24 protein-coding genes are annotated in these 21518 nt (G+C 68.7%); 8 read left to right on the top strand and 16 right to left on the bottom strand.

Features of this window, described 5'->3' with window-relative positions; genetic code table 11:
- Positions 1-37 precede the first annotated feature (37 nt).
- Positions 38-199 carry a hypothetical protein gene (locus AC0HS0_RS10030; protein ID WP_472963707.1) on the top strand — a complete coding sequence of 54 codons (162 nt, stop codon included), beginning with the start codon at positions 38-40 and terminating at the stop codon, positions 197-199.
- Between the two features lie 183 nt (positions 200-382).
- Entirely contained in the window at positions 383-589 is a 207-nt protein-coding gene (locus AC0HS0_RS10035; RefSeq protein ID WP_472963709.1) for a hypothetical protein, read from the top strand.
- A gap of 5 nt (positions 590-594) precedes the next feature.
- Here AC0HS0_RS10035 and AC0HS0_RS10040 read toward each other — a convergent pair whose 3' ends face one another.
- From AC0HS0_RS10040 to AC0HS0_RS10070, 7 genes are all read right to left on the bottom strand, one after another.
- Positions 595-864 carry a hypothetical protein gene (locus AC0HS0_RS10040; RefSeq protein WP_472963710.1) on the bottom strand — a complete coding sequence of 90 codons (270 nt, stop codon included), beginning with the start codon at positions 862-864 and terminating at the stop codon, positions 595-597.
- Positions 865-923: 59 nt separating this feature from the next.
- A complete protein-coding gene (locus tag AC0HS0_RS10045; RefSeq protein WP_472963712.1) occupies positions 924-2036 on the bottom strand; it encodes a carboxylate-amine ligase in 1113 nt (370 codons plus the stop codon).
- Between the two features lie 59 nt (positions 2037-2095).
- Positions 2096-2602 carry a GNAT family N-acetyltransferase gene (locus AC0HS0_RS10050; RefSeq protein ID WP_472963714.1) on the bottom strand — a complete coding sequence of 169 codons (507 nt, stop codon included), beginning with the start codon at positions 2600-2602 and terminating at the stop codon, positions 2096-2098.
- Positions 2603-2632: 30 nt separating this feature from the next.
- Positions 2633-2908 carry a hypothetical protein gene (locus tag AC0HS0_RS10055; RefSeq protein ID WP_472963715.1) on the bottom strand — a complete coding sequence of 92 codons (276 nt, stop codon included), beginning with the start codon at positions 2906-2908 and terminating at the stop codon, positions 2633-2635.
- 161 nt (positions 2909-3069) lie between these two features.
- Positions 3070-3489 carry a VOC family protein gene (locus tag AC0HS0_RS10060; RefSeq protein WP_472963717.1) on the bottom strand — a complete coding sequence of 140 codons (420 nt, stop codon included), beginning with the start codon at positions 3487-3489 and terminating at the stop codon, positions 3070-3072.
- Between the two features lie 41 nt (positions 3490-3530).
- Positions 3531-4676, bottom strand: a complete 1146-nt coding sequence (locus AC0HS0_RS10065) for a cystathionine gamma-synthase (RefSeq protein WP_472963719.1) — start codon at positions 4674-4676, stop codon at positions 3531-3533.
- A 45-nt stretch (positions 4677-4721) separates the two neighbouring features.
- The gene (locus AC0HS0_RS10070; protein WP_472963721.1) at positions 4722-6086 is read right to left on the bottom strand and encodes a cystathionine beta-synthase; all 1365 of its coding nucleotides are present in this window, start codon (positions 6084-6086) and stop codon (positions 4722-4724) included.
- A 71-nt stretch (positions 6087-6157) separates the two neighbouring features.
- Between AC0HS0_RS10070 and AC0HS0_RS10075 the strand changes: the two genes are divergently transcribed.
- The gene (locus AC0HS0_RS10075; RefSeq protein ID WP_472963723.1) at positions 6158-6826 is read left to right on the top strand and encodes a metal-dependent transcriptional regulator; all 669 of its coding nucleotides are present in this window, start codon (positions 6158-6160) and stop codon (positions 6824-6826) included.
- A 28-nt stretch (positions 6827-6854) separates the two neighbouring features.
- Here AC0HS0_RS10075 and AC0HS0_RS10080 read toward each other — a convergent pair whose 3' ends face one another.
- The 3 genes from AC0HS0_RS10080 to AC0HS0_RS10090 all read right to left on the bottom strand — a co-directional run bounded on the left by AC0HS0_RS10080 (position 6855) and on the right by AC0HS0_RS10090 (position 12448).
- Positions 6855-9047, bottom strand: a complete 2193-nt coding sequence (locus AC0HS0_RS10080) for an ATP-binding protein (RefSeq protein WP_472963725.1) — start codon at positions 9045-9047, stop codon at positions 6855-6857.
- Between the two features lie 229 nt (positions 9048-9276).
- Positions 9277-10518, bottom strand: coding sequence for an Nramp family divalent metal transporter (locus tag AC0HS0_RS10085; RefSeq protein WP_472963727.1), 1242 nt, complete (start codon positions 10516-10518; stop codon positions 9277-9279).
- 55 nt (positions 10519-10573) lie between these two features.
- Positions 10574-12448 (bottom strand): ABC transporter ATP-binding protein, encoded by a 1875-nt coding sequence (locus AC0HS0_RS10090; RefSeq protein ID WP_472964178.1) that lies wholly within the window; start codon positions 12446-12448, stop codon positions 10574-10576.
- Positions 12449-12641: 193 nt separating this feature from the next.
- On the opposite strand from AC0HS0_RS10090, the gene AC0HS0_RS10095 reads away from it, so the two are divergent.
- The 5 genes from AC0HS0_RS10095 (at position 12642) to AC0HS0_RS10115 (ending at position 17229) form a co-directional block, all read left to right on the top strand.
- On the top strand, positions 12642-13931 hold the full coding sequence (locus AC0HS0_RS10095; protein WP_472963730.1) for an ABC transporter substrate-binding protein: 1290 nt from the start codon (positions 12642-12644) through the stop codon (positions 13929-13931).
- Between the two features lie 87 nt (positions 13932-14018).
- Positions 14019-15059 carry a carbohydrate ABC transporter permease gene (locus AC0HS0_RS10100; RefSeq protein ID WP_472963733.1) on the top strand — a complete coding sequence of 347 codons (1041 nt, stop codon included), beginning with the start codon at positions 14019-14021 and terminating at the stop codon, positions 15057-15059.
- Positions 15056-15970 carry a carbohydrate ABC transporter permease gene (locus AC0HS0_RS10105; protein ID WP_472963735.1) on the top strand — a complete coding sequence of 305 codons (915 nt, stop codon included), beginning with the start codon at positions 15056-15058 and terminating at the stop codon, positions 15968-15970. The genes AC0HS0_RS10100 and AC0HS0_RS10105 overlap by 4 nt, the downstream gene beginning before the upstream one ends.
- Positions 15971-15974: 4 nt before the next feature.
- On the top strand, positions 15975-16211 hold the full coding sequence (locus tag AC0HS0_RS10110; protein WP_472963738.1) for a hypothetical protein: 237 nt from the start codon (positions 15975-15977) through the stop codon (positions 16209-16211).
- Positions 16212-16221: 10 nt separating this feature from the next.
- The gene (locus AC0HS0_RS10115; RefSeq protein ID WP_472963741.1) at positions 16222-17229 is read left to right on the top strand and encodes a LacI family DNA-binding transcriptional regulator; all 1008 of its coding nucleotides are present in this window, start codon (positions 16222-16224) and stop codon (positions 17227-17229) included.
- 206 nt (positions 17230-17435) lie between these two features.
- On the opposite strand, the gene AC0HS0_RS10120 is transcribed toward AC0HS0_RS10115, so the two are convergent.
- From AC0HS0_RS10120 to rplJ, 6 genes are all read right to left on the bottom strand, one after another.
- Positions 17436-18674, bottom strand: coding sequence for an MFS transporter (locus AC0HS0_RS10120; protein ID WP_472963744.1), 1239 nt, complete (start codon positions 18672-18674; stop codon positions 17436-17438).
- A gap of 75 nt (positions 18675-18749) precedes the next feature.
- On the bottom strand, positions 18750-19238 hold the full coding sequence (locus AC0HS0_RS10125; RefSeq protein ID WP_472963747.1) for a MarR family winged helix-turn-helix transcriptional regulator: 489 nt from the start codon (positions 19236-19238) through the stop codon (positions 18750-18752).
- A 31-nt stretch (positions 19239-19269) separates the two neighbouring features.
- The gene (locus tag AC0HS0_RS10130; RefSeq protein WP_472963749.1) at positions 19270-19920 is read right to left on the bottom strand and encodes a class I SAM-dependent DNA methyltransferase; all 651 of its coding nucleotides are present in this window, start codon (positions 19918-19920) and stop codon (positions 19270-19272) included.
- 76 nt (positions 19921-19996) lie between these two features.
- Positions 19997-20134: a hypothetical protein gene (locus AC0HS0_RS10135; protein WP_472963752.1), complete on the bottom strand. Its 138-nt coding sequence runs from the start codon at positions 20132-20134 to the stop codon at positions 19997-19999.
- 255 nt (positions 20135-20389) lie between these two features.
- Positions 20390-20779: a 50S ribosomal protein L7/L12 gene (rplL, locus tag AC0HS0_RS10140; RefSeq protein ID WP_208041109.1), complete on the bottom strand. Its 390-nt coding sequence runs from the start codon at positions 20777-20779 to the stop codon at positions 20390-20392.
- Positions 20780-20831: 52 nt separating this feature from the next.
- Positions 20832-21347, bottom strand: coding sequence for a 50S ribosomal protein L10 (gene rplJ, locus AC0HS0_RS10145; protein WP_472963755.1), 516 nt, complete (start codon positions 21345-21347; stop codon positions 20832-20834).
- Positions 21348-21518 lie beyond the last annotated feature (171 nt).

The raw sequence follows: 21518 nt of genomic DNA on the forward strand, positions 1-21518 counted from the left end.
GGTTCTGCCGGTGCCCCGTTCGGCCTACCATCACGGCATGACCGATGCGAAAGAGAACTGGCCGCAGACGCCCTCCGGCGAGCCCATTGACGTCGACGCCCTCGCAGAGGGCGAAGGCGGCGGACCGTACGACGCCGACGGCGTCTTCGAGCCCGAGGACGACGCGGCGGCCGACGACGAGGACGACCCGACGATCTGACGGGCACATCGCTGCCGGATGGGTGTACCTAAGCCGTCCACTGTCGTTCACCTGAACCCTCTTGTCCCCCGGGCTTGTACCCCACTAGGGTCTAGTGCAAGGAGCCAGTCCCGAGCTGGCGGAGGGGCGATCCGTCGCGCTCCACCGGAGGGGACCGGCTGCACAACTGGGGAGGGGTGCAGCGTGACGACCTACGACACACCGATCGGGAACGCGCCGAAACCGGGGCAGGACATCCACTTGGTGCGATGGATCCGCTCCGCGGACGGCTGGAGCAGCGAGACCGTCCTGTGCACATATCTGGCAGGCACACCCTCGCACTGGGTGGTGGAGCGGCACGGCGAGCGCGTCGACCTGGCGCGCGCCGAATGGGCCCAGTTCGCGTTCTGACACGCTCAGAGTCCGGCGCGCGCCGCCAGCAGCTCGACGGCGACCCGCCAGTCGCGGGCGGGGATGCCGTCGCCGGTCTCCTCCTCGCCGGGAGGGCGGGCGACGAACGACGGCCAGGGCTCGCCGGCCGTGTGTGCCTCCTCGACGAGGCCGAGGTAGTCGCCGCCGAAGTACACCTCCCACGCCGCCGTCGCCGTGGGGCTGTACATGAGGGTCAGCGGAAGCGAGCCGTACGTGTAGACGGCGTGCTGGTGGGCGAGTTCCTTCCCCGTCATGTCCGAACCCCCATCATGTCCGAAGGATAAGCGCGTCCAGGCGAGTACGGAAGGGATTGCTACGCGACGAAACGATCGTCGCCCTCTTCGCCCGCGTCGTGGGTCAGCGCGATCGCCTCGGCGACCACGTCGGCCATCCGCCCACGCCGCTCGAGGGCCGCCCGCTGCCGCCCTGCACCCCCGCCGTTCTGCAGGATCCGGACGATTCCGCGCCGCACCAGCTGGAGGTCGCCGTTCGCCTGCAGCGCGGGCGTGGTGTGCGAGAGGAGGGCGTCGATCGCGGCGACGGCGGTGCCTTCGCGCCCGCTCACCGGATGCGGCAGCATCCCGCCGACACCGGTGAGCGCCGCCTGCCACTCGGCGAGCCGCAGGGCCGCCGACGGAGTGGCCAGCGGCGGCACCCCCGAACGCCACTCGTCGACGGCGGTGTCGACGAGGGCGCGCACCAGGGCAGCGAGAACGACCGTGTCGCGCGCGTCCAGGCAGACGTCGGCGACGCGGACCTCCACGGTCGGCTGCTTGTGCGACACCCGGGCGTCGAGGTAGAGCATCGCCTTGTCGAGGATGACGCCGGTCTCGACCAGGAGCCGCTCGAAACGGTCGTAGGCCTCCACCGAGCCGAAGACGTCGGTCGGTCCCGCGCTCTGCCACTGGTGCCAGGCGACGAACCGGTAGCTCGCGTGGCCGGTGTCCACGCCCCCGACGAACGGGGAGTTCGCGCTGAGGGCGAGCAGGGTCGGCAGCCAAGTGCGGATACGGTCGAGGACGGCGACGCCCTCCTCGCGCGAGTGGATGGCGACGTGCACGTGGCACCCGCACACCAGAGTCCCCTTGGCGGTGAGCCCGTACCGCTCCATCATCTGGTCGTAGCGGGGGTCGGGCGTCGCGTGCGGGCGCAGCGGCAGCGGCGACATCGCGACGGCGACCGCGCGGGCACCGTGCCGCCGGGCGAGGGCGTCGGCCAGCGAGCGGCCCTCGACGATGTCGGCGTACAGGTCGTCGGCGCCGAGCTGCGGACGCGTCTGCGTCTCGATCATCTCCTGCTGGATCTCGGCCCCCAGGCGATCCCCGGATCCGGCCGGAGCATCGGCCAACGCGAACGGTGCGACGGGAACCGCGACACCGCGGCCGTCCACCAGGAGGAGTTCCTCCTCCACCCCGAAAGTCCTCACGCCTCCACTATCGGTGAGGGGTCCTCACTGAGCAATACCCCGAAACCCGTGAATCCGCTCTATGCGACGGCGCGCTCGAGCACCTGGCCCGGCCACGCGCCGACCGTGAAGGTCGTCGTCGCCCGGTAGCCGCACGACTCGTAGAACCGGATCAAGTCGCCGCTGCCGCCCGCGTAGCAGTCGACGCGGAGCAGCTCCACGCCGGCGGCGCGGGCCCGTTCTTCGGCGAAGTCGAGCAGCAGACGCCCCGTGCCCTTCGCACGAGGATCGCGCGACCCGATGAGCACGCGCACGTAGAGCTCGGGACGTGTCGCCGCTGGCACGTACTCGGTCGCCTCGCCGAGGGCGAGGAAACCGACGACGCCGGCCTCGCAGTGCTCGGCGACGAAGGAGCCGGGCTCGGCGACCCAGCCGCTCACCCGCTCGATCTGCTTCTGCTGCCTCGAGAACGGTTCGGTGCCCCACTGCCCGGTGTTGCCGATCGTGACGAACCACGCGATGGCGTCATCGAAGAGGCGGAGCACGGCGTCGGCGTCGGCGGGTCGCGCCGGACGGATGGAGGTCATGGTCCCATCCTCGCGCCTGGCGGCCTCGCGTCAATGACACGCGAGCGACTCGGTGGCGATCGCCCCGACGGCCAGCAGGCCGACCGCGACGATCCCCCCGCCCAGCACGCCCGCACGCGCCGCCTCGACGAGGCCCCGGTCGCCGGCCGCGAGCAACGCTCCCAGCGAGACGCCGATGCTGAGGATGCCCGTGACGGCGGCCGCGACCGCGCCGTCGCGTTCGTGCCGTTGTCGCGTCGTCCTGATCGACCAGTCGCGGCCCGGACCGCTGTCGTCCTCCACTCGCCCCGCCCTGTGCGCGTGCATGCCGTCACCATCCCCTCGACGGGATGACCGCTTCCGCAGAGGAGCGGCCTCCGTCCGAACAGTGAGACGCGGTCTTCCGGGATCCATCACGGGACGGCGCCCGAAGATCGGCTGACGCCGCGCGTCGAAGGGTCGGGCGGCGTCGACGGCGTAAGCCGGGCTCAGCCGACCGTCAGGGTGCCGTCGTCGGCGAGAGTCCAGCCGGGGTTGTACGCGATCTCCCAGACGTGTCCGTCGAGGTCGGCGAAGTAGCCGGAGTAGCCGCCCCAGAACACCCGCTCGGCCTGCTTGAGAATGGTGCCGCCCGCCGCAAGGGCCTGGGCGAGGACGCGGTCGACCGCCGCCTCGTCGCGTTGGTTGCAGGCCAGGGTGATGCCGCTGAAGGAGCCGTCGATGGGATGGCGGGCGTCCTCCGCGAGGTCGTCGCGGCCGAACAGGGCGAACGCCATGCCCGGCAGCTGATAGAAGACGACGCCCTCCGGAGCGTCGGCGGGTGTCCAGCCCAGACCCTCCTCGTAGAACGCGCGGGAGCGGGCGAGGTCGCGGACGCCGAGGGTGACGAGGCTGATGCGCTGATCCATGCGTGCAGGCTAGCGCGCACGTCCGACGCCCGGGTCGGGTGCTAGCGGGCGAGCGCCTGCTCGACGTCGGCGAGGAGGTCGGCGACATCCTCGATGCCGACCGACAAGCGGATCACGTTGTCCGGGACCTCCAGCTCGGTGCCGCGGACCGATGCGTGCGTCATCTCCGACGGGTAGCCGATGAGCGACTCCACCCCGCCGAGCGACTCGGCCAGCTGGAACACCTCGGTCGACTCGGCGAAGCGACGTGCGGCGGACGCTCCTCCGCTGAGAGCGACCGAGAGCATGCCGCCGAAGCCGCTCATCTGGGCGGCGGCGAGGTCGTGGCCGGGGTGGTCGGGCAGCCCCGGGTAGTAGACGGCGTCGATGCCCGGCCGGCCGACCAGGGCCTCCGCGATCGCCTGCGCGTTGCTGCTGTGCCGCTGCATGCGCACGTCGAGGGTCTTGATGCCGCGCACGGTCAGCCAGGCGTCCATCGGCGCCGAGACCGCGCCGGCGGCGAACTGGATGAACTGCGCCTTCTCCGCGAGTTCGGGGTCGGCGAACACCAGGGCGCCGCCGATCACGTCGGAGTGGCCGCCGAGGTACTTCGTGGTGGAGTGCACGACCACGTCCGCGCCGAACGAGAGCGGCTGCTGGAGGGCCGGCGACGCGAAGGTGTTGTCGACGACGACGAGGGCGCCGGCGGTGTGGCCGAGCTCGACCAGGGCGGCCAGGTCGCTGATCTTCATCAGCGGGTTGCTGGGCGTCTCGATCCAGAGCAGGCGCGTGCCGTCGATCCCGAGCGCCGCACGCACCGCGTCCAGGTCGCCGAGGTCGACGGTCGTGTTGCGCACGTCCCAGGCGCCGTGGATGCGGTTGATGAGCCGGTGCGTCCCGCCGTACACGTCGTTGCCGAGCACCACGTGGTCGCCCGGGCGCAGCACCGCGCGCAGCAGGGCGTCCTCGGCCGCGAGGCCGGACGCGAACGACAGCGCGCCCACGCCGCCCTCCAGCGACGCCAGCAGCGTCTCGAGGGAGGTGCGGGTCGGGTTGCCCGCCCGGCCGTACTCGTAGCCGCCGCGCAGCCCGCCGACCCCGTCTTGCACGAACGTCGAGGTCTGATAAATCGGCGGGATGATCGCGCCCGTGGTCGGGTCGAACTCCTGGCCGACGTGGATGGCGCGCGTGGCGAAACCGTGGGTCATCGGGATCCTTACTCCTGCGAGGTCGAGAGGGAGGGAAGCGAGCGGCTACTCGCTCAGATAGGTGAGCAGGTCCTGCCTGGTGAGCACGGCGACGGGCTTGCCGTCCTCGGTGACCAGCAGGGCGTTGGCGACGGCGAGCGCCGCCCGCGCAGCCGTGACCGGCTCGTTGACGCCGATCAGCGGCAGCGGCTCGCCCAGGTGCGCGCCGACCGGGTCGCTCATGCGCGCCCGCCCGCTGAACACCGCGTCGACGAGCGACCGCTCGTCGAGCGCGCCGGCGACCTCGCCCATGACGACGGGAGGTTCGGCCGTGAGCACGGGGAGCTGCGAGACGCCGTAGGTGTTCATGATCCCGATGGCGTCGTGCACGGTCTCGGTCGGGTGGGTGTGCACCAGGTCGGGCAGGTCGCCGCGCTTGGTGCGGATCACGTCGTGCACCGTGGCTTCGTCGGGCACCTCGCTGAAGCCGTAGGAGCGCATCCACTTGTCGTTGAAGATCTTCGCCAGGTAGCCGCGTCCGCCGTCCGGGAGGATGACGACGACGACATCGTCGGCGCTCAGGTCTTCGGCCGCGCGGAGGGCGGCAACGACGGCCATGCCGCTCGACCCGCCGACGAGGATGCCCTCCTCGCGCGCCAGCCGCCTGGTCATGTGGAACGACTCGGCGTCGGTGACGGGGATCACCTCGTCGACGACCGTCGGGTCGTACGCGCCCGGCCAGAAGTCCTCGCCGACTCCCTCCACGAGGTAGGGGCGGCCGGTGCCTCCCGAGTAGACGGACCCTTCCGGGTCCGCGCCGACGATCCGCACGCGTCCCTCGGAGGCCTCCTTGAGGAACCGGCCCGTGCCCGAGATGGTGCCGCCGGTGCCGACGCCCGCCACGAGGTGCGTGATGCGGCCGTCCGTGTCGCGCCAGATCTCCGGACCGGTGGTCTCGTAGTGGCTCCGCGGCCCGTTCGGGTTGAAGTACTGGTTCGGCTTGAACGCGCCCGGGATCTCGGCGGCGAGCCGGTCGGACACCGAGTAATAGGAGTCGGGGTGTTCGGGGGGCACCGAGGTGGGCGTGACCACGACCTCCGCGCCGTAGGCGGTGAGTACGTTGCGCTTGTCCTCGCCGACCTTGTCGGGCAGCACGAACACGCAGCGGTAGCCGCGCTGCTGGGCGACGAGCGCGAGCCCGACCCCGGTGTTGCCGCTGGTGGGCTCCACGATCGTGCCGCCGGGCTGCAACAGCCCCTCCTGCTCCGCAGCGTCGATGATGCGGGATGCGATGCGGTCCTTCGACGAGCCTCCGGGGTTCAGGTACTCGAGCTTGACGAGCACCGTCGCCGCGATCCCCTCGGTCAGCCGGTTGAGCTTCACGAGCGGGGTGTCGCCGACCAAGTCTGTGATGGTCTCTGCGTACTTCACGCCGTCAACCGTAACAGGGCGCGTCGGGACGCGTTCGTTGTGTTTCAGCCGGGCTGCCTAGACTCGTGGTCATGCCGGTGTCCGATCTCTCCCCCGTGGCACAGGACTACCTGAAGCTGATCTGGTCGGCGACAGAGTGGTCGGGCGACCCGATCACGGTCAAGCAGCTCTCCGAGCGCATGGGCGTTCGCGCCGCTACGGTGTCCGACGCGATCCGCCGGCTCGTCGACCAGGGCCTCCTGGTGCACGAGCCGTACGGCGGGATCGAGCTCACCGACGCCGGCCGCCGCGGCGCGGTGGCGATGGTGCGCAGGCACCGGCTCATCGAGACCTTCCTCGTCGAAGAGCTCGACTACGGGTGGGACGAGGTGCATGACGAGGCGGAGGTGCTCGAGCACGCGGTCTCGGACGAGCTGGTCGACCGCATCGACCGGCGCCTCGGGTACCCGGCGAGGGACCCGCACGGCGACCCCATCCCCACGGCCGACGGCACCCCGCGACGACCGGACGCCGAGCCGCTGCTGTCGGCGCAGACCGGCGTACCGCTGACGGTCGTGCGCATCTCCGACGCCGACCCCGCCGTCCTCCGTTACCTCGGCGAGCGCGGGATCGGCCTCGACGTCGAGGTGACCATCGACGAGCAGAGAGAGTTCGCCGGCGACATCACCGTGCGGGTCGCCGGCGGCCCCGTCGTTCTCGGCGCGACGGCGGCCGCCTCGGTGTGGGTGAGCTCCGGCTGACGGCCGGAGACATCTTCGGCGTCGTCCACTACGCGGACGCGCGCGCGGTCCACGCCGCGAGCTGCGTCCGCGAGCTGAACCCGAGCTTCGTCAGGCTGTTGGCGACATGACCCTCTGCCGTACGGCGCGAGATCACCAGACGCTCCGCGATCTCCCGGTCGGTCAAGCCTTGTCCGACGAGCGCGGCGACCTGGCTTTCTCGCGCCGAGAGCGCCGTGGAGTCCGATCGCGAGGGCGTTGCCTCGGAGAGCTGCGCACCCAGTCCGTAGGCGATCCCCTTCTCGTTCGTCAGGGCCTTGCCGTGCGCGAATGCGCTCTGATAAGCCCGCTTGCCCATTGCCGCGGTCGCCTCGTCTGCAATGGCGGCGCGAAATCCGGGGGCGTTCGGAGCGTATGCGGCGACGGCACCACCAGGGCCGCCGACCATGTCGGTGATCCCGAGGAGCGTCGCCGCCCGGACGAAGTCGCGGGCGTTCGCGGCGACGCGCGCGAGCGCTTCTTCCGTCAGCGCGATCATGAAGGGGTCGCCGAGGTTCTGGTTGAGGCTCAGCGCCTGCCGGAGGAACATCGTGGCACTGTCGAGATCGCCTTTCCGGGTCGCGATCATCCCGGTGTTCGTCAGCATGAACGCTGTCTCGAACGATTCTCCCGCCCGAATCGCGCGCGCGATGAGCGATTCCCTCCTGCGAGCCGCGTCCTCTTCGTCGCCCAGTGCGTAATGCGCGATCGCGACCATCTCTTCGAGGTTCGACTGCGCCGGGTGGAGGTTCGAGCCTCTCTGGAGCGCGAGCGCCCGTTCCAGGAGGCCGATCGAATCCGGACCGGGTTCGACCATCGCGCGCACTTGCAGAAGGGATCCTCGGATCGAGTCGTCGTCCAGCTCCTCCGCGATCTCAGCCGCCTGGGCGATCAGTCTCTGCGCCGAATCCGTGTCTCCACTGGCGAACGGCCACGCCGATGTCGCTATCAGGAGCCGGGCTCCGTCCGGTGTCGCGGGGACTCCGAGAGCGAGGATCCGGATTCCCCAACGGTCGAACTCGTCGGTGCGCCCGTGCGCCTGCCAGACCACCCGCCACCCTCCGAGGAGCAACCGAGAAGCCGTCGTGCTGTCCCGTGCCTCGATCGAGAATTCGAGAGCGGCACGGATGTTCGGCAGTTCGCGCCGCGTCATGGACAGCCAGTAGGCCTGGTTCGGTCCGTACCAGTCGGCCTCGAGCCGCGCCAGCCTGGCCAGGTACCACTCGACCATCCGCGCCCGCGCGGCGGCGAGGTCGTCGGGGGATGACTGCTCGAGTCCGAAGCGGCGGACGGTGTCGAGCATCTCGTAGTACACGACATCGCCGGACGGACGGCGCCCGATGATCGACGTGTCGAGGAGCGACTGCACGACGTCGAGTGCCGCCTCCTCACCGCCTACGTCGGCGCACATCCACTCGGCGGCATCGAGGTCCCACCCGCCGACGAACACGGACATGCGCCGCCACATCGCCTGTTCGGCGTCGTTGCACAGCTCGTAGCTCCAACCGATCGCGGCGCGGATCGTGCGCTGGCGATCGGGAACGTCGCGGTCCGCTCTGGTGAGGAAGGCCAACGGCTCGGCCAGCCGATCCAACATCTGCCGAGGAGAAACGACCCGCACGCGCGCCGCTGCAAGCTCGATCGCGAGCGGAAGTCCGTCAAGACGTCGACAGATTTCGCCGATCGCCTCCAGATCGGCCTCCGACGGCTCAGGAAGCACCCTCGAACAGCGCTCGAGGAACAGGCTCACGGCGGTGGCCGGCTTCTCACGCGACGGCTCCGGCGGTTCGAGCGGATCGACCTGGAACACGACCTCGGGGCGGATCCGCAGCAGAGCTCGACTAGTCGTGATGACCGTGAGTTCCGGGCAGCCGTCGAGGAGAGCGATGACCAGCAGACCGCATTGCTGCGCGACGTGCTCGCAGTTGTCGAGCACGAGGAGGCCGCGGCGATGCCCGAAGAAGTCGACGAGAGCTGCCGTCGTATCGTTCCTCGTTCCGTGTACACCGACGATCCTGGCGACCTCGTCGACCACGGAGCCGGTCACGCTCACTCCGCTGAGATCGACGAACCAGGTCCCGGCAGGGTGGAGCCTGCTCACGCTCGCCGCCAGACGGATGGCGAATCGGGTCTTTCCCACCCCGCCAGGACCGACCAGCGTGAGCAGACGGGTCTCGCCCAGCGCCGTTCGTGCTGCTGCCAATTGCATCTTGCGGCCGACGAACGAGGAGTACTCGCGCGGAAGGCCGCCAGTGACAACTGGGTCAGGCGATTTCATCAAGAGCTCCCGACAGCACTTTGTGTATCAATGCGTAGAGTGTCCCATATTCTTCGCCACGCGAGGCTGGTAGCGAACCTTCAAGCCATGGCTCCCGGCACCAGGCGCCATAAATGAATATTGCATCTCAGGGTTCGAAAATTGCAAGCCACGATCATCGACCGATCACGGTCAACACGACCAGCGCAAGGTTGAGGATGACGACGAGTGCGGCGATCACGCCCCCCGCCCAGCGGACCCAGACGGCGTCGACCCGCGCCCCCATGACTTCCCGGGAACCGGTGAGGCGCAGGAGCGGGATCATCGCGAAGGGGATACCCAGGCTCAGGAGCACCTGAGACAAGACGAGCGCCCACGTGGGATCCACGCCGATGGCGAGGATGACAACGGCCGGGATGAGCGTGACGACTCGACGCACCAACAGCGGCACGCGTATGTGCAGCAATCCGCTCATGATGGTCGCGCCCGCGTAGCTCCCGACCGAGGTGGACGCCAGCCCCGACGCGAGGAGCCCGATCGCGAAGGCTGCGCCGACGACCGGCCCGAGCGTTGCCGTGATCGCCGCGTGCGCACCTTCGATGGTGTCCGTTCCAGCCGCCCCACGCAGTGCCGACGCCGCGAGCAGCAGCATCGCGATGTTGACGACACCTGCCACGACCAGTGCCAGGACGACGTCCAGCCTGGTCGCGCGCAGCAGAGTGCGAACACGTCCGCTGTCAGCGCTCACTCCGTGGCGATCGCGCGCCAGCGCGGAATGCAAGTAGATCGCGTGCGGCATGACCGTCGCGCCGAGCATGCTCGCCGCGAGCAGCACGGTCGGCGCACCGTCGAATCGCGGGACCAGCCCCTTGGCCGCCGCCCCCCAGTCCACCGGGCTGACGACGAGCCCGGTGAGGAAGCCGACGGCGATCACGGCGAGCAGCGCGACGATGACCGCTTCGAACGGTCGCTGCCCGCGCCTCGACTGCACCGCGAGGAGTCCGATCGCGGCGACGCCGACGATCACCGCGGCGACGGGGAGCGGTAGGCCGAACAGCAGGTTGAGCGCGATCGCGCCACCGATCGCCTCGGCGACGTCCGTCGCGGCCGCCACCAACTCTGCCTGCACCCAGTACGCCCTTCGGCCGCCTGCGCCGAGTCGGGCGCCGAGCAGTTCGGGGAGGCTGCGACCCGTCACGATGCCGAGTTTGGCCGATTGGTATTGAACGAACACAGCGATCGCGTTGGCGGCCACCAGCACCCAGACCAGAAGGTAACCGTAACGCGCGCCCGCTGTGAGGTTCGCCGCGACATTGCCGGGGTCGACGTAGGCGATCGCCGCCACGAATGCCGGGCCGAGGAGCAGCCAGATCCGCAAGCGTGTACGCGGCTGTCGCTCCGCGACCTGCAGCGCCATCATCGCCTCCGCTGACCCGAATGTTAGGCGAGTCTAACATTCGGGGCGGAGTACGTCACTCCCGGTCGAGGATGGCCGTCTCGGTCTGCTCGTGGTACAGCCGCGCGTAGATTCCGTCGAGCTCGAGCAGCTCTCGGTGGGTGCCGCGCTCGACGACCCGCCCGTGGTCGATGACGAAGATCACGTCGGCCGCGACGATCGTCGACAGCCGGTGGGCGATCGCGATCGTGGTCCGGCCGCGGGAGGCCGTGTCCAGCGCCTGCTGCACGACCCGCTCCGAGATGGTGTCGAGCGCGCTCGTGGCCTCGTCGAGGATCAAGACCTCCGGGTCCTTCAGCAGGACACGCGCGATGGCGATGCGCTGCTTCTCGCCTCCGGAGAGCCGGTAGCCGCGCTCGCCCACGATCGTCTCGTAGCCGTCGGGGAACGAGACGATCGTCTCGTGGATGTTCGCCCGCCTGGCTGCGGCCTCCAACTCGTCCTGCGTCGCGCCGGGCCGCGCGTACCGCAGGTTCTCGGCGATGGAGGCGTGGAAGAGGTAGGTCTCTTGGCTCACCACGCCGATGTGCGAGACGAGCGAGTCCTGCTGCAGGAACCGCAGGTCGGTGTCGCCGAAGAGGATCCGCCCGGAGGTGGCGTCGTAGAAGCGCGGGATGAGGTAGCTGACCGTGGTCTTGCCTGCACCACTGGGCCCCACGAACGCGGCGAACTCGCCCGGCTCGATCACGAACGACACGTCGTCGAGCGTGTTGCGCTCGCCCTCCCGGGCGTCCGGATAGCGGAACACCACGTGGTCGAACTCGATGCGTCCGAGGTCACGATCCGGGTCGACCGGCGCCGCGTCGGGTGCGTCGGCGATGGCCGGCTTCAGGTCGAGGTACTCGAAGATCCTGGCGAAGAGCGCGCCGGAGGTCTGGAGGTCGAGCGCGACCCGCATGAGCGCCAGCAGGGGGAAGAGCAGCCGGGCCTGCACGGTGGTGAACGCGACGATCGTTCCGGCCGTGATGTCGGTGGCGCCCCCGAGGATCAGCCACCCGGAGACCAGGTAGACGATCGCCGGGATCGAGGACAGGAAGATGTTCACCATCGCGAAGAACCACTGGCCGCTCATCGCCTGCGACACTTGCAGCCGGATCTGGGTGCGGTTCTCGTCGGAGTAGCGCTCCACTTCGGCGGACTGGCGGTTGAAGCTCTTCGAGAGCAGGATGCCGGACACGCTCAGCGTCTCCTGCGTGATCGCGGTCATGTCCGACAGCGACTCCTGCGTCTTCGTCGCGATCCGCGCCCGCACCTGCCCGACGCGGCGCTGCGCGATCACCAGGATCGGCATCAGGATGACGGCCACGATCGTCAGCTGCCAGTTCAGCAGCAGCATCGCGACGAGCGCGGCGATGACGGTGACCGTGTTGCCGAGGATGCTCGACATCGTGTTCGTGAGGACGCTCGCGACGCCTCCGACATCGTTCTGCAGCCGCGATTGGATGATGCCGGTCTTCGTCTTGGTGAAGAAGCTCAGCTCCATCGACTGCAGGTGCGAGAACAGCCGCACGCGCAACGCGCCCATCACCCGGTTGCCGACGGAGGCGGTGAGATAGGTCTGCCAGACGCCGAGCAGGGCCGAGCCGACGAAGACCACGATCATCAGCACCACGATCTCCGTGAGCACCGGGAGGTCGGGCTCGCCGCTCTTCGGGAAGAGGCCCTCGTCGAACGCCCGCTGGGTCAACAGCGGAGGCACGACCGAGAGCGCGGCCCCGACCAGCACGAGGATCATCGTCATGACGATCGCGCCCTTGTGCGCTGCGAACAGTGCCACGATCCGTCGGAAGAGATGCGGAATCCGCGGGGCGTCCGCATTGAGCGCGCGCTGGGCGTTCACGTCGCTGGCGCTGACGCGCGAACGCATACCGCCTCCGCCCATCCCACGCATGCCGCTCACAGACGAAAGCCTAACTCCGTGCGGCGGCGCCGCCGGGCCTCCGCCTCCCCCACCCGCGGGTAGAAGCCCCGTGACCGAATCGCAATGCAAGCGCTTGACGTAAACGCTTGCATGGATTCCCGGCCCGGAGTACGTTGAGCCCGGGCGCACCCGCGCCTGCACCAAGAGCTCAACGAGGAGTGAAATGAAAGCAGCACGTCTCTCCGTGATCGCAGGGATGGTGGCCATCACGGGCCTCGCCCTTGCGGGATGCACCGGCGGCGGATCGGGAGGCAGCGGGGGCGGAGACGCCAACGCCAACCTCGACAGCAAAGGCCCCATCACCTACGTGCAGGGCAAGGACAACTCCAATGTCGTCCGGCCGCTCGTCGAGAAGTGGAACGCGGCCCACCCCAACGAGAAGGTCACCTTCAAGGAGCAGACCGACCAGGCCGACCAGCAGCACGACGACCTCGTGCAGCACTTCCAGGCGAAGGACCCGAACTACGACGTGGTCGATGTCGACGTCGTCTGGACGGGTGAGTTCGCCGCGAAGGGCTGGCTCCAGCCGCTGACCGGCAACCTCAAGATGGACAACTCGGCCCTGCTCGCACCGACGGTCAAGTCGGGTACCTACAACGGCACGCAGTACGCGGCGCCGCAGACCTCCGACGGCGGCATCCTGTACTACCGCAAGGATCTCGTGCCCACCCCGCCGAAGACCTGGGACGACATGCTCAAGGACTGCGACATCGCCAAGGCCAAGGGCATCGGCTGCTACGCCGGCCAGTTCGCCCAGTACGAGGGCCTGACGGTGAACGTGGCCGAGGCCATCAACACCAACGGCGGCACCATCGTCGGTGACGACGGCAAGACCGTCACGGTCGACAGCTCCGAGGCCAACGCGGGTCTGACCCGCCTGGTGGACGGCTTCAAGAACGGGCAGATCCCGGCTGAGGCCATCACCTACCAGGAGGAGCAGGGCCGGCAGGCGTTCGAGGCCGGCAAGCTGATGTTCCTGCGCAACTGGCCGTACGTGTACAACCTGGCCAAGACCGACGGATCCTCCACCGTGAAGGACACCTTCGGCATCGCACCGCTGCCGGGCATCACGGCCGACAAGCCGGGCGTCTCGAGCCTGGGCGGTCACAACGCCGCGATCAGCGTGTACAGCAAGCACAAGGCGACCGCCTTCGAGTTCCTGAAGTTCCTGCAGAGCGAGGAGACCCAGAAGTTCTTCGTGACGCAGGGCTCGCTGGCGCCGGTGCTGTCGTCGCTGTACGACGACGCGTCGCTGAACACCCAGCTGCCGTACCTGTCCACCCTGAAGACGTCGATCGCCAACGCGGTTCCGCGTCCGGTCTCGCCGTTCTACCCGGCCATCACCAAGGCCGTGCAGGACAACGCCTACGCGGCGCTGAAGGGCGACAAGTCGGTCGACCAGGCGCTGAAGGACATGTCGGCGGCCATCAAGACCGCGAGCTCGGGCCAGTAGCGCCCCAGCCCTCCACGGTCGCCGGGCGGCGGGACCCTTCCCGCCGCCCGGCTCCCCCACTTCCCGCTCTTCCTCTCGGAGGCACACATGTCAACGCCGAACGTCGTCGCCCCCTCATCGACGAAGAACGCCGGCAAGCAGCCTGAGCAGCGCGCCGGGGTCAAGCACAATCGTCGCCAGCAGAGTCGCTGGGCCTTTTACCTGATCATCCCCACCATCATCCTGCTCGCCGTGGTGATCGGTTATCCGATCGTCAGCGCCATCGTGATGTCCTTCCAGAAGGACGCCGGGCTCGACCCGGCGACCGGCCTGTTCGTGCAGGGCGGCTTCGCGGGCTTCCAGAACTACGCGCACTGGCTGTTCCAGCAGTGCGCCGGGCCGAACGGCACCACCGTCTCGTGCCCGCCCGGCAACCTCGGCTCCACGTTCTGGAGCGCGGTCGGGGTGACGTTCTTCTTCACCGTCACGACCGTGATCCTCGAGACCGTCCTCGGTCTCTGGTTCGCGCTCATCATGAACCGCGCCTTCCGCGGCCGCGGCTTCGTCCGCGCGGCCATCCTGATCCCGTGGGCCATCCCGACCGCCGTCACCGCGAAGCTCTGGTTCTTCATCTTCTCGGTCGCCGGTGTCGCCAACGCCGTCCTCAACGCCCACATCCTGTGGACGAGCGACGAATGGGCGTCCCGGTTCGCGGTCATCATCGCCGACACCTGGAAGACCACGCCGTTCATGGCGCTGCTCATCCTGGCCGGCCTCCAGATCATCCCGGAGGACGTCTACGAGGCGGCGAAGATGGACGGTGCCAGCACCTGGCAGCGTTTCTGGCGGGTGACCATGCCGCTGCTGAAGCCGGCGCTGATGGTCGCGGTGCTGTTCCGCGTGCTCGACGCGCTCCGCATCTACGACCTGCCGCAGATCCTGACAGGCGGTGGAGGCGGAACAGGCCATGCGACGACGACCCTGTCGATCCTCGTGGTCGATCAGATCAGGCAAGGCTTCAACAGCGCTGCCGCCCTCTCGACCATCACGTTCATCCTGATCTTCCTCGTCGCATTCATCTTCGTGCGGTTCCTCGGCACGAACGTGGTGCGAACACAGGAGACGCAAGCGAAGGGAGCGAAGGGATGACCACCGTCGCCGGCCCCGCCTCGGCCACCGCAGAGGCGAACGCCCTGCCCAGGACCCGCACGAAGAACCGTACGAAGCGGCGCAACAGAAACCAGAGCCTGCGCACCGGAATCCAGGCGATCGTCGTGGTGCTGTGGTGTCTGCTGCCGTTCTATTGGATGGTCGTCACGTCGTTCCGCGACGTCGGCTACACGAGCGACAACACGCCGTGGTTCACGCATGTGACCCTCGACAACTATGCGACGGCGCTGTCGACCAAGCTCGGGAACAACCTCCCGGGCGCGCTGCTGAACTCGCTGTTCATCGGCGTCTGCGTGACACTGATCTCGCTGGTCGTCGGCATCTTCGCCTCGTACGCGCTCGCCCGGCTGGACTTCAAGTTCAAGGGCGTCATCCTGGGGATCATCCTGGCCGCCTCGATGTTCCCGGGTGTCGCGCTCATCACGCCGCTGTTCCAGCTCTTCACGAACATCGGCTGGATGGGCACGTACCAGGCGCTGATCATCCCGGAGATCTCGTTCGCCCTCCCGCTGACGGTCTACACGCTCACCTCGTTCTTCCGCGAGATGCCGTGGGACCTGGAGGAGGCCGCTCGGATCGACGGCTGCTCGCAGTCGCAGGCGTTCCGCAAGATCATCCTGCCGCTGGCGGCCCCCGCCGTGTTCACGACCGCGATCCTGGCGTTCATCTCGTCGTGGAACGAGTTCCTGATCTCCAGCCAGCTGTCGAGCGACGCGACCCAGCCGGTGACCGTGGCCATCGCCTCCTTCACGGGGAGCCAGCCGCACCAGGAGCCGTACACGGCCATCATGGCGGCCGGTACGATCGTGACAGTCCCGCTCATCATCCTGGTGCTGATCTTCCAGCGCCGGATCGTCGCGGGCCTGACGGCAGGTGGAGTGAAGGGCTGACCTGATGCGCAGGAACGACCCGAGGGAGTACATCGACGTCGGCCTCGGCTTCGTCGGCTTCTTCGCGGTGGCGTTCGTGATCATCACAGCGGTCTGCGAGCTCACCGGCCAACCCGCGCTCGCCTGGGCGCTGGTCTCGCTCACGCTCGTCGTCATCTTCATACTGCTCCTGCAGGCGCGCCGCCGCATGGCGGCGGCGCGCCTGAGGGCTGAAGAGGCGCGGGCGGCCCAAGACTCCTGACGGGACGCGCATGGCTGGTATCGAGGAGGTCGCGCGCGCGACCGGCGTCTCCACGGCGACGGTCTCGCGGGCGCTACGGGGGCTCCCGAACGTGTCCGACACCACGCGCGCCGCTGTGCGACGCGCCGCCGACGAACTCGGCTACGTCGCGTCGTCGAGCGCGTCGGGGCTGGCGAGCGGGCGCACGCTCGCATTGGGCGTCGTCGTCCCGTCGGTCAGCCGGTGGTTCTACACGCAGGTGCTGGAGGGTGTCGACTCCGAACTCCGTTCTGCCAGCTATGACATGATCCTGTTCAACCTCGGTGGCCACCGGGGAGACCGGGAGCGCGTCTTCCACCGCAGCATCCTGCGCAAGCGCACGGACGCCCTCCTCGCGCTGTGCCTCGACTTCACGCCGGACGAGCGCGAGCAGCTCGCCTCCCTGGGCCACCCGACGATGGTCGTCGGAGGGCCGGTCAAGGGGCTGCGCAGCGTCGGGATCGACGAGAAGGCGACAGCGCGCTCGGCGACCGAGCACCTCATCGGCCTCGGTCACACCGACATCGCCCACCTCGGCGGCGAAGACGAGGAGGGGCTGAACAGCAACGTCCCGATGGGGAGGCTGCGCGGGTTCGAGAAGGCCATGCGCTCCGCGCACCTGCCGGTTCGGCCCGAGTGGGTCATCCCCGGCGGCTTCACGCTTCCGGAGGGCCGCGCGGCGATGAACCGGCTTCTCGACCGGCCGGGACCGCGGCCGACCGCGGTGTTCGCCGGCTCCGACGAGATGGCTATGGGTGCGATCCTCGCCGCGGGCGATCACGGTCTGCGGGTGCCGGACGACCTGTCGGTCATCGGCATCGACGACCACGACTTCTCCGCGTGCTTCGGGCTGACGACGATGGCCCAAAGCCCCTTCGAGCAGGGCGCGGTCGCGACCCGCATCCTGCTCGACGAATTGGGCGGGGCCGAGCCCCGCTCCCAGTCGGTGCGGGCGGAGGCGTCACTCATCGTGCGGTCGTCCACCGCTCCCCCGCGCTGACGAATCCGACGCGATTCGGGCGACTCTGGTCTGATATGGACGATCGAGCCCGCACGATCTGAAACAATATGTAAAGGTCGTTGGCCGATCGCGCCTTTCGGGTAGGCACGATCGCGAGCCGACGGCCGTCCGGGCTCTGCGCTTCTGGCGCGGGTACGGGAAGAGCCGCCCTGACTAGGACAGGGCGGCTCTTCGCTTGCAAGGCGTCAGTCGGCGTCGGCGAGGGCGAGGATCTCCGCCTCCTGCTGCGGAGTCTCGTGCGGGGCGTCGACACGGCGGAGGTGCTTGTGGCCCAGCATGACCAGGGCCGCGGCCACCAGGACGGAGATCGCACCCGCATAGAACGGCGTCGCCCGCGTGAACACATCGGCGAGGAGCGTGGCCGCGGGCGGGGCGATCGCGCCGCCCAGGAAGCGGACTCCGGAGTACGCGCTCGAGGCGACGGACCGCGGGAGGTCGGTGGCCTCCATCACGCACTCCGTCAGCACGGTGTTGAGGATGCCCAGGAGCAAGCCACCCACGATCACGCAGACGATCAGCGCTGCGATCGAGGCCGCGAACAGGCCCGCCGCGGCGAGGTCGAGCGCGAGCAGCGGCATGATGAGCCACAGCACCCGCGTTCGCGGAAGCCGGGACGTCAGCAGCGGCGCGACCCATACCGAGGTGACAGCGAGAGCGACGCCCCATCCGAAGAAGATGAGGCCGAGGGTGATCGCATCGGTGATACCGAGGGCGGCGAGAGCGAACGGCGTGTACGCCAGGAGCACGAAGAAGCCGATGTTGTAGAACAGCGCGGCACCGGCCAGGAAGCCGAGGGCGGGGCGCCCGAGCGCACGGAACGGGGCGGACAGCTTCGTCGGCTCCGGCTTCTCCAGGTTCTTCTTGAGCATGACGACGATCGCGATGAAGCCGATCGCCATCAGAGTCGCGGTGCCGAAGAACGGGCCGCGCCAGCTCCAGCTGCCCAGCAGACCGCCGAGGAGCGGGCCGATCGCGATGCCGAGTCCGAGAGCCGCCTCGTACAGGATGATGGCTGCCGAGGTGCCGCCGGCGGCGGCGCCCACGATCGTCGCCAGAGCGGTGGAGATGAAGAGGGCGTTACCGAGTCCCCAGCCCGCGCGGAAGCCGATGATCGAGGCGACGTTCTGCGAGAGGCCTGCGGCGAGCGCGAAGACGACGATCAGCGCCAAGCCGATCAGCAGTGTGCGCTTGGCGCCGATCCGGCTCGAGATCCAGCTGGTGAAGAACATGGCGACACCCGTGATCAGCAGGTAGCTCGTGAAGAGCATCTCGGTCTGGGTCGGCGTCGCCCGCAGGCTGGCCGCGATCGCCGGGAGGATCGGGTCGACGAGACCGATTCCCATGAACGCGATGACCGACGCGAAGGCGACCGCCCAGACGGCGGTCGGCTGCTTGAGGATGTTGTCCGGCTTCTGATGGGACATGGACGGGTGAGGCCTCCTCGGCGATTGTGCGGGTGGTGATGGAACTGTGCTGGTGGTGAGGGACGGGGCGAAACGTCAGCGCCCGGCGACGGCCGCGGACGCGGCAGTGGAGAGCTCGGCGCGCGAGGCGATGACCTCGACCGTGCAGCGCATCGCGGCGAGCTCGTCTTCGGTGAGGTCGGCGAACATCGGGACCAGCGCATCCGACAGGGCGTCGCGCCACGCCTGGAGCGCGTCGGCGCCCGCGGTGGTGATCGCGATCTGCCAGGCGCGCGCGTCGTCGGTGTCGGCGATGCGCTTGACCCACTCCGATTCCACCAGATTGCGCACGATCTTGGTCATCGTGGGCTGCGAGACGCGGCTCTGGGCGGCGAGTTCGCCCAGGCGCATCGGCCCGGCGCTCTGGAGCACGCTCAGCGTGCGCCAGGTGGCCGGCGATTCGGTGTTGCCCGTGACGCGTGCCGCGAGGCGGGTGAGCCGGTGGCTGGCGACGACGAGGTCGCCGAGCGTCTGGCGGAGCTGTGCAGTGTCGGTGCTGGCGGTGGAGGACAGGATCTCGGTCACGCAACCATTTTACATAGCTAGCCTATATAAATCAATCCACGCGCTGAGCGAGCACCAACGCCTGCCGCGACTTCTCCCGTGCGACCGGCTCGCGCACCAGTTCGGCGCGCACCGCGAAGCCGGCGTCGGTGAGACGGCGCCGCACGCGAGCGGGTGACTGGCGGCGCGTGCGCAGATCGATCTCGTGCCCGTAGGCCTGGCGCAGGTGCACGACATCCTCGTCGCCGGTCTCACTGACCTGGAACGCCAGCAGCAGCCATCCGGTCGGCTGCAGCACTCGCGTGAACTCGGCGAACACCGCGTCCTGAACGTTCTGCGGAATGTGGATGATCGAATACCACGCCAACGCCCCCGCCAGCGCTCCATCGCCGAACGGAAGGGCGGTCATCGAGGCCACGTCGAACGCGATGCGCGGGTGGTCTCGCCGCGCGACCTCCACCATGCCGGGCGAGAGGTCGACCCCGCAGACGTCCGCTCCGATGCCCGCCAGGTAGCCGGCTACGCGTCCGGGCCCGCAGCCGAGGTCGGCGATCCGGCCTCCCCCGGCCGCCTGAACCTGCTCGACGAAGGCGGTCAGCATCGCCCGTTCGAGCGGCAGCTTCTCGAGCTCGTCCTCGAGCAGGGCCGCGTAGTCCTCGGCGACCAGGTCGTAGGCGATGCGGGCCTCGTCTTCGCTCTCCACCCTCCGACCCTAGGGCGGCGCACGCACGAACGCCCTCATCCACACGGGATGAGGGCGCTCGCGTTCTGGTTCGGGTCTACCGCAGGTACCGGTCGTACAGGAGGGTCCTGCGGTACAGATCCGGCGGGTGAGCGCCGTCGTCGCGGTGGTCACCGTGCAGGAGCGCGGCCCCGAGACCGCGCAGGGTGGAGGCGAGGGTACGCCAGGTATTCATCGTGGTTTCTTCTTCCGGTTGTGCGTCCTTGCACACCGATGCACGCAGGCGGGCGCGATCGGACGCTCTGGTGGGACGAGCGTCCGCGCTGCGTCGGCCGACGTGCCCTGAAACCACTGGGGGTTAAAGGCACGGAGGGCGCCGCCCCGTTACGGGGGCGACGCCCTCCACAACGCGGAACACTCTGTTACAGAAGGAGTCCGCGTCGCGTGGCTGTGTCAGCCTGCGGTAGAAGAAGCCCCGACGGGGCGTCGACTACTTGAGGTTGACGGTGGCGCCAGCCTCTTCGAGCTGAGCCTTCGCCTTCTCGGCGGTCTCCTTGTTGGCGCCCTCGAGCACGGTGCTCGGTGCGCCGTCGACGAGGGCCTTCGCCTCACCGAGGCCGAGGCTGGTGAGGGCGCGCACCTCCTTGATGACCTGGATCTTCTTGTCACCGGCGGCCTCGAGGACGACGTCGAACGAGTCCTTCTCCTCGACCTCTTCGGCAGCGGCACCCGCACCACCGGCGGCCGGGGCGGCCACGGCGACGGGAGCGGCGGCGGTGACCTCGAAGGTCTCCTCGAACTTCTTCACGAACTCGCTGAGCTCGATGAGCGTGAGCTCCTTGAACGCGTCGAGCAGCTCGTCAGTCGACAGCTTTGCCATGATTTTCTCCTTAGTGTGTGTGGTTACTCACCGCTTGTAAGCCCTGAGGGACTTAGGCAGCGGACTCCTGCTTCTCACGCAGCGCGTCGACCGTGCGAACGGCCTGCGACAGCGGTGCGTTGAACAGATATGCGGCTCCGAACAGCGAGGCCTTGAAGGCGCCGGCCAGCTTGGCCAGCAGAACCTCACGGGACTCGAGGTCGGCGAGCTTGCCTACCTCTTCTGCGGTCAGCGGGTTACCGTCGAAGTAACCGCCCTTGACCACCAGCAGAGGGTTTGCCTTGGTGAAGTCGCGCAGAGCCTTCGCGACGGCGACGGGGTCGCCGTGCACGAACGCGATCGCGGACGGCCCGACCAGCTCGTCGTCGAACGACGAGATTCCCTGGTTGTTGGCCGCGATCTTGGTCAGCGTGTTCTTCACCACGGCGTACGTCGCGTGCTCACTGATGGACTTGCGCAGCGTCTTGAGCTGAGCAACAGTGAGACCGCGGTACTCGGTCAGCAGAACGGCGGTCGAGCTCTCGAACAGTCCTTCGAGCTCGGCGACCGTGGCTTCCTTGTTCGCCATGGCTACTCCTCGGTTGTCTTCTCGCACACCGCGGGAGCGGTGTGCGCCTCGACCGCGGGCAAAGAAAAAAGCTCCGGCGCAGGGCACGGAGCTCGTCATCGCAGAGAACTGCGGGAAGTGCTTCACACACCTGCGCGGGCCTCCACCTGAGTGGAACTTCGGACGTGCATG

It is taken from the genome of Leifsonia sp. PARNA 1/14 (assembly GCF_055720965.1).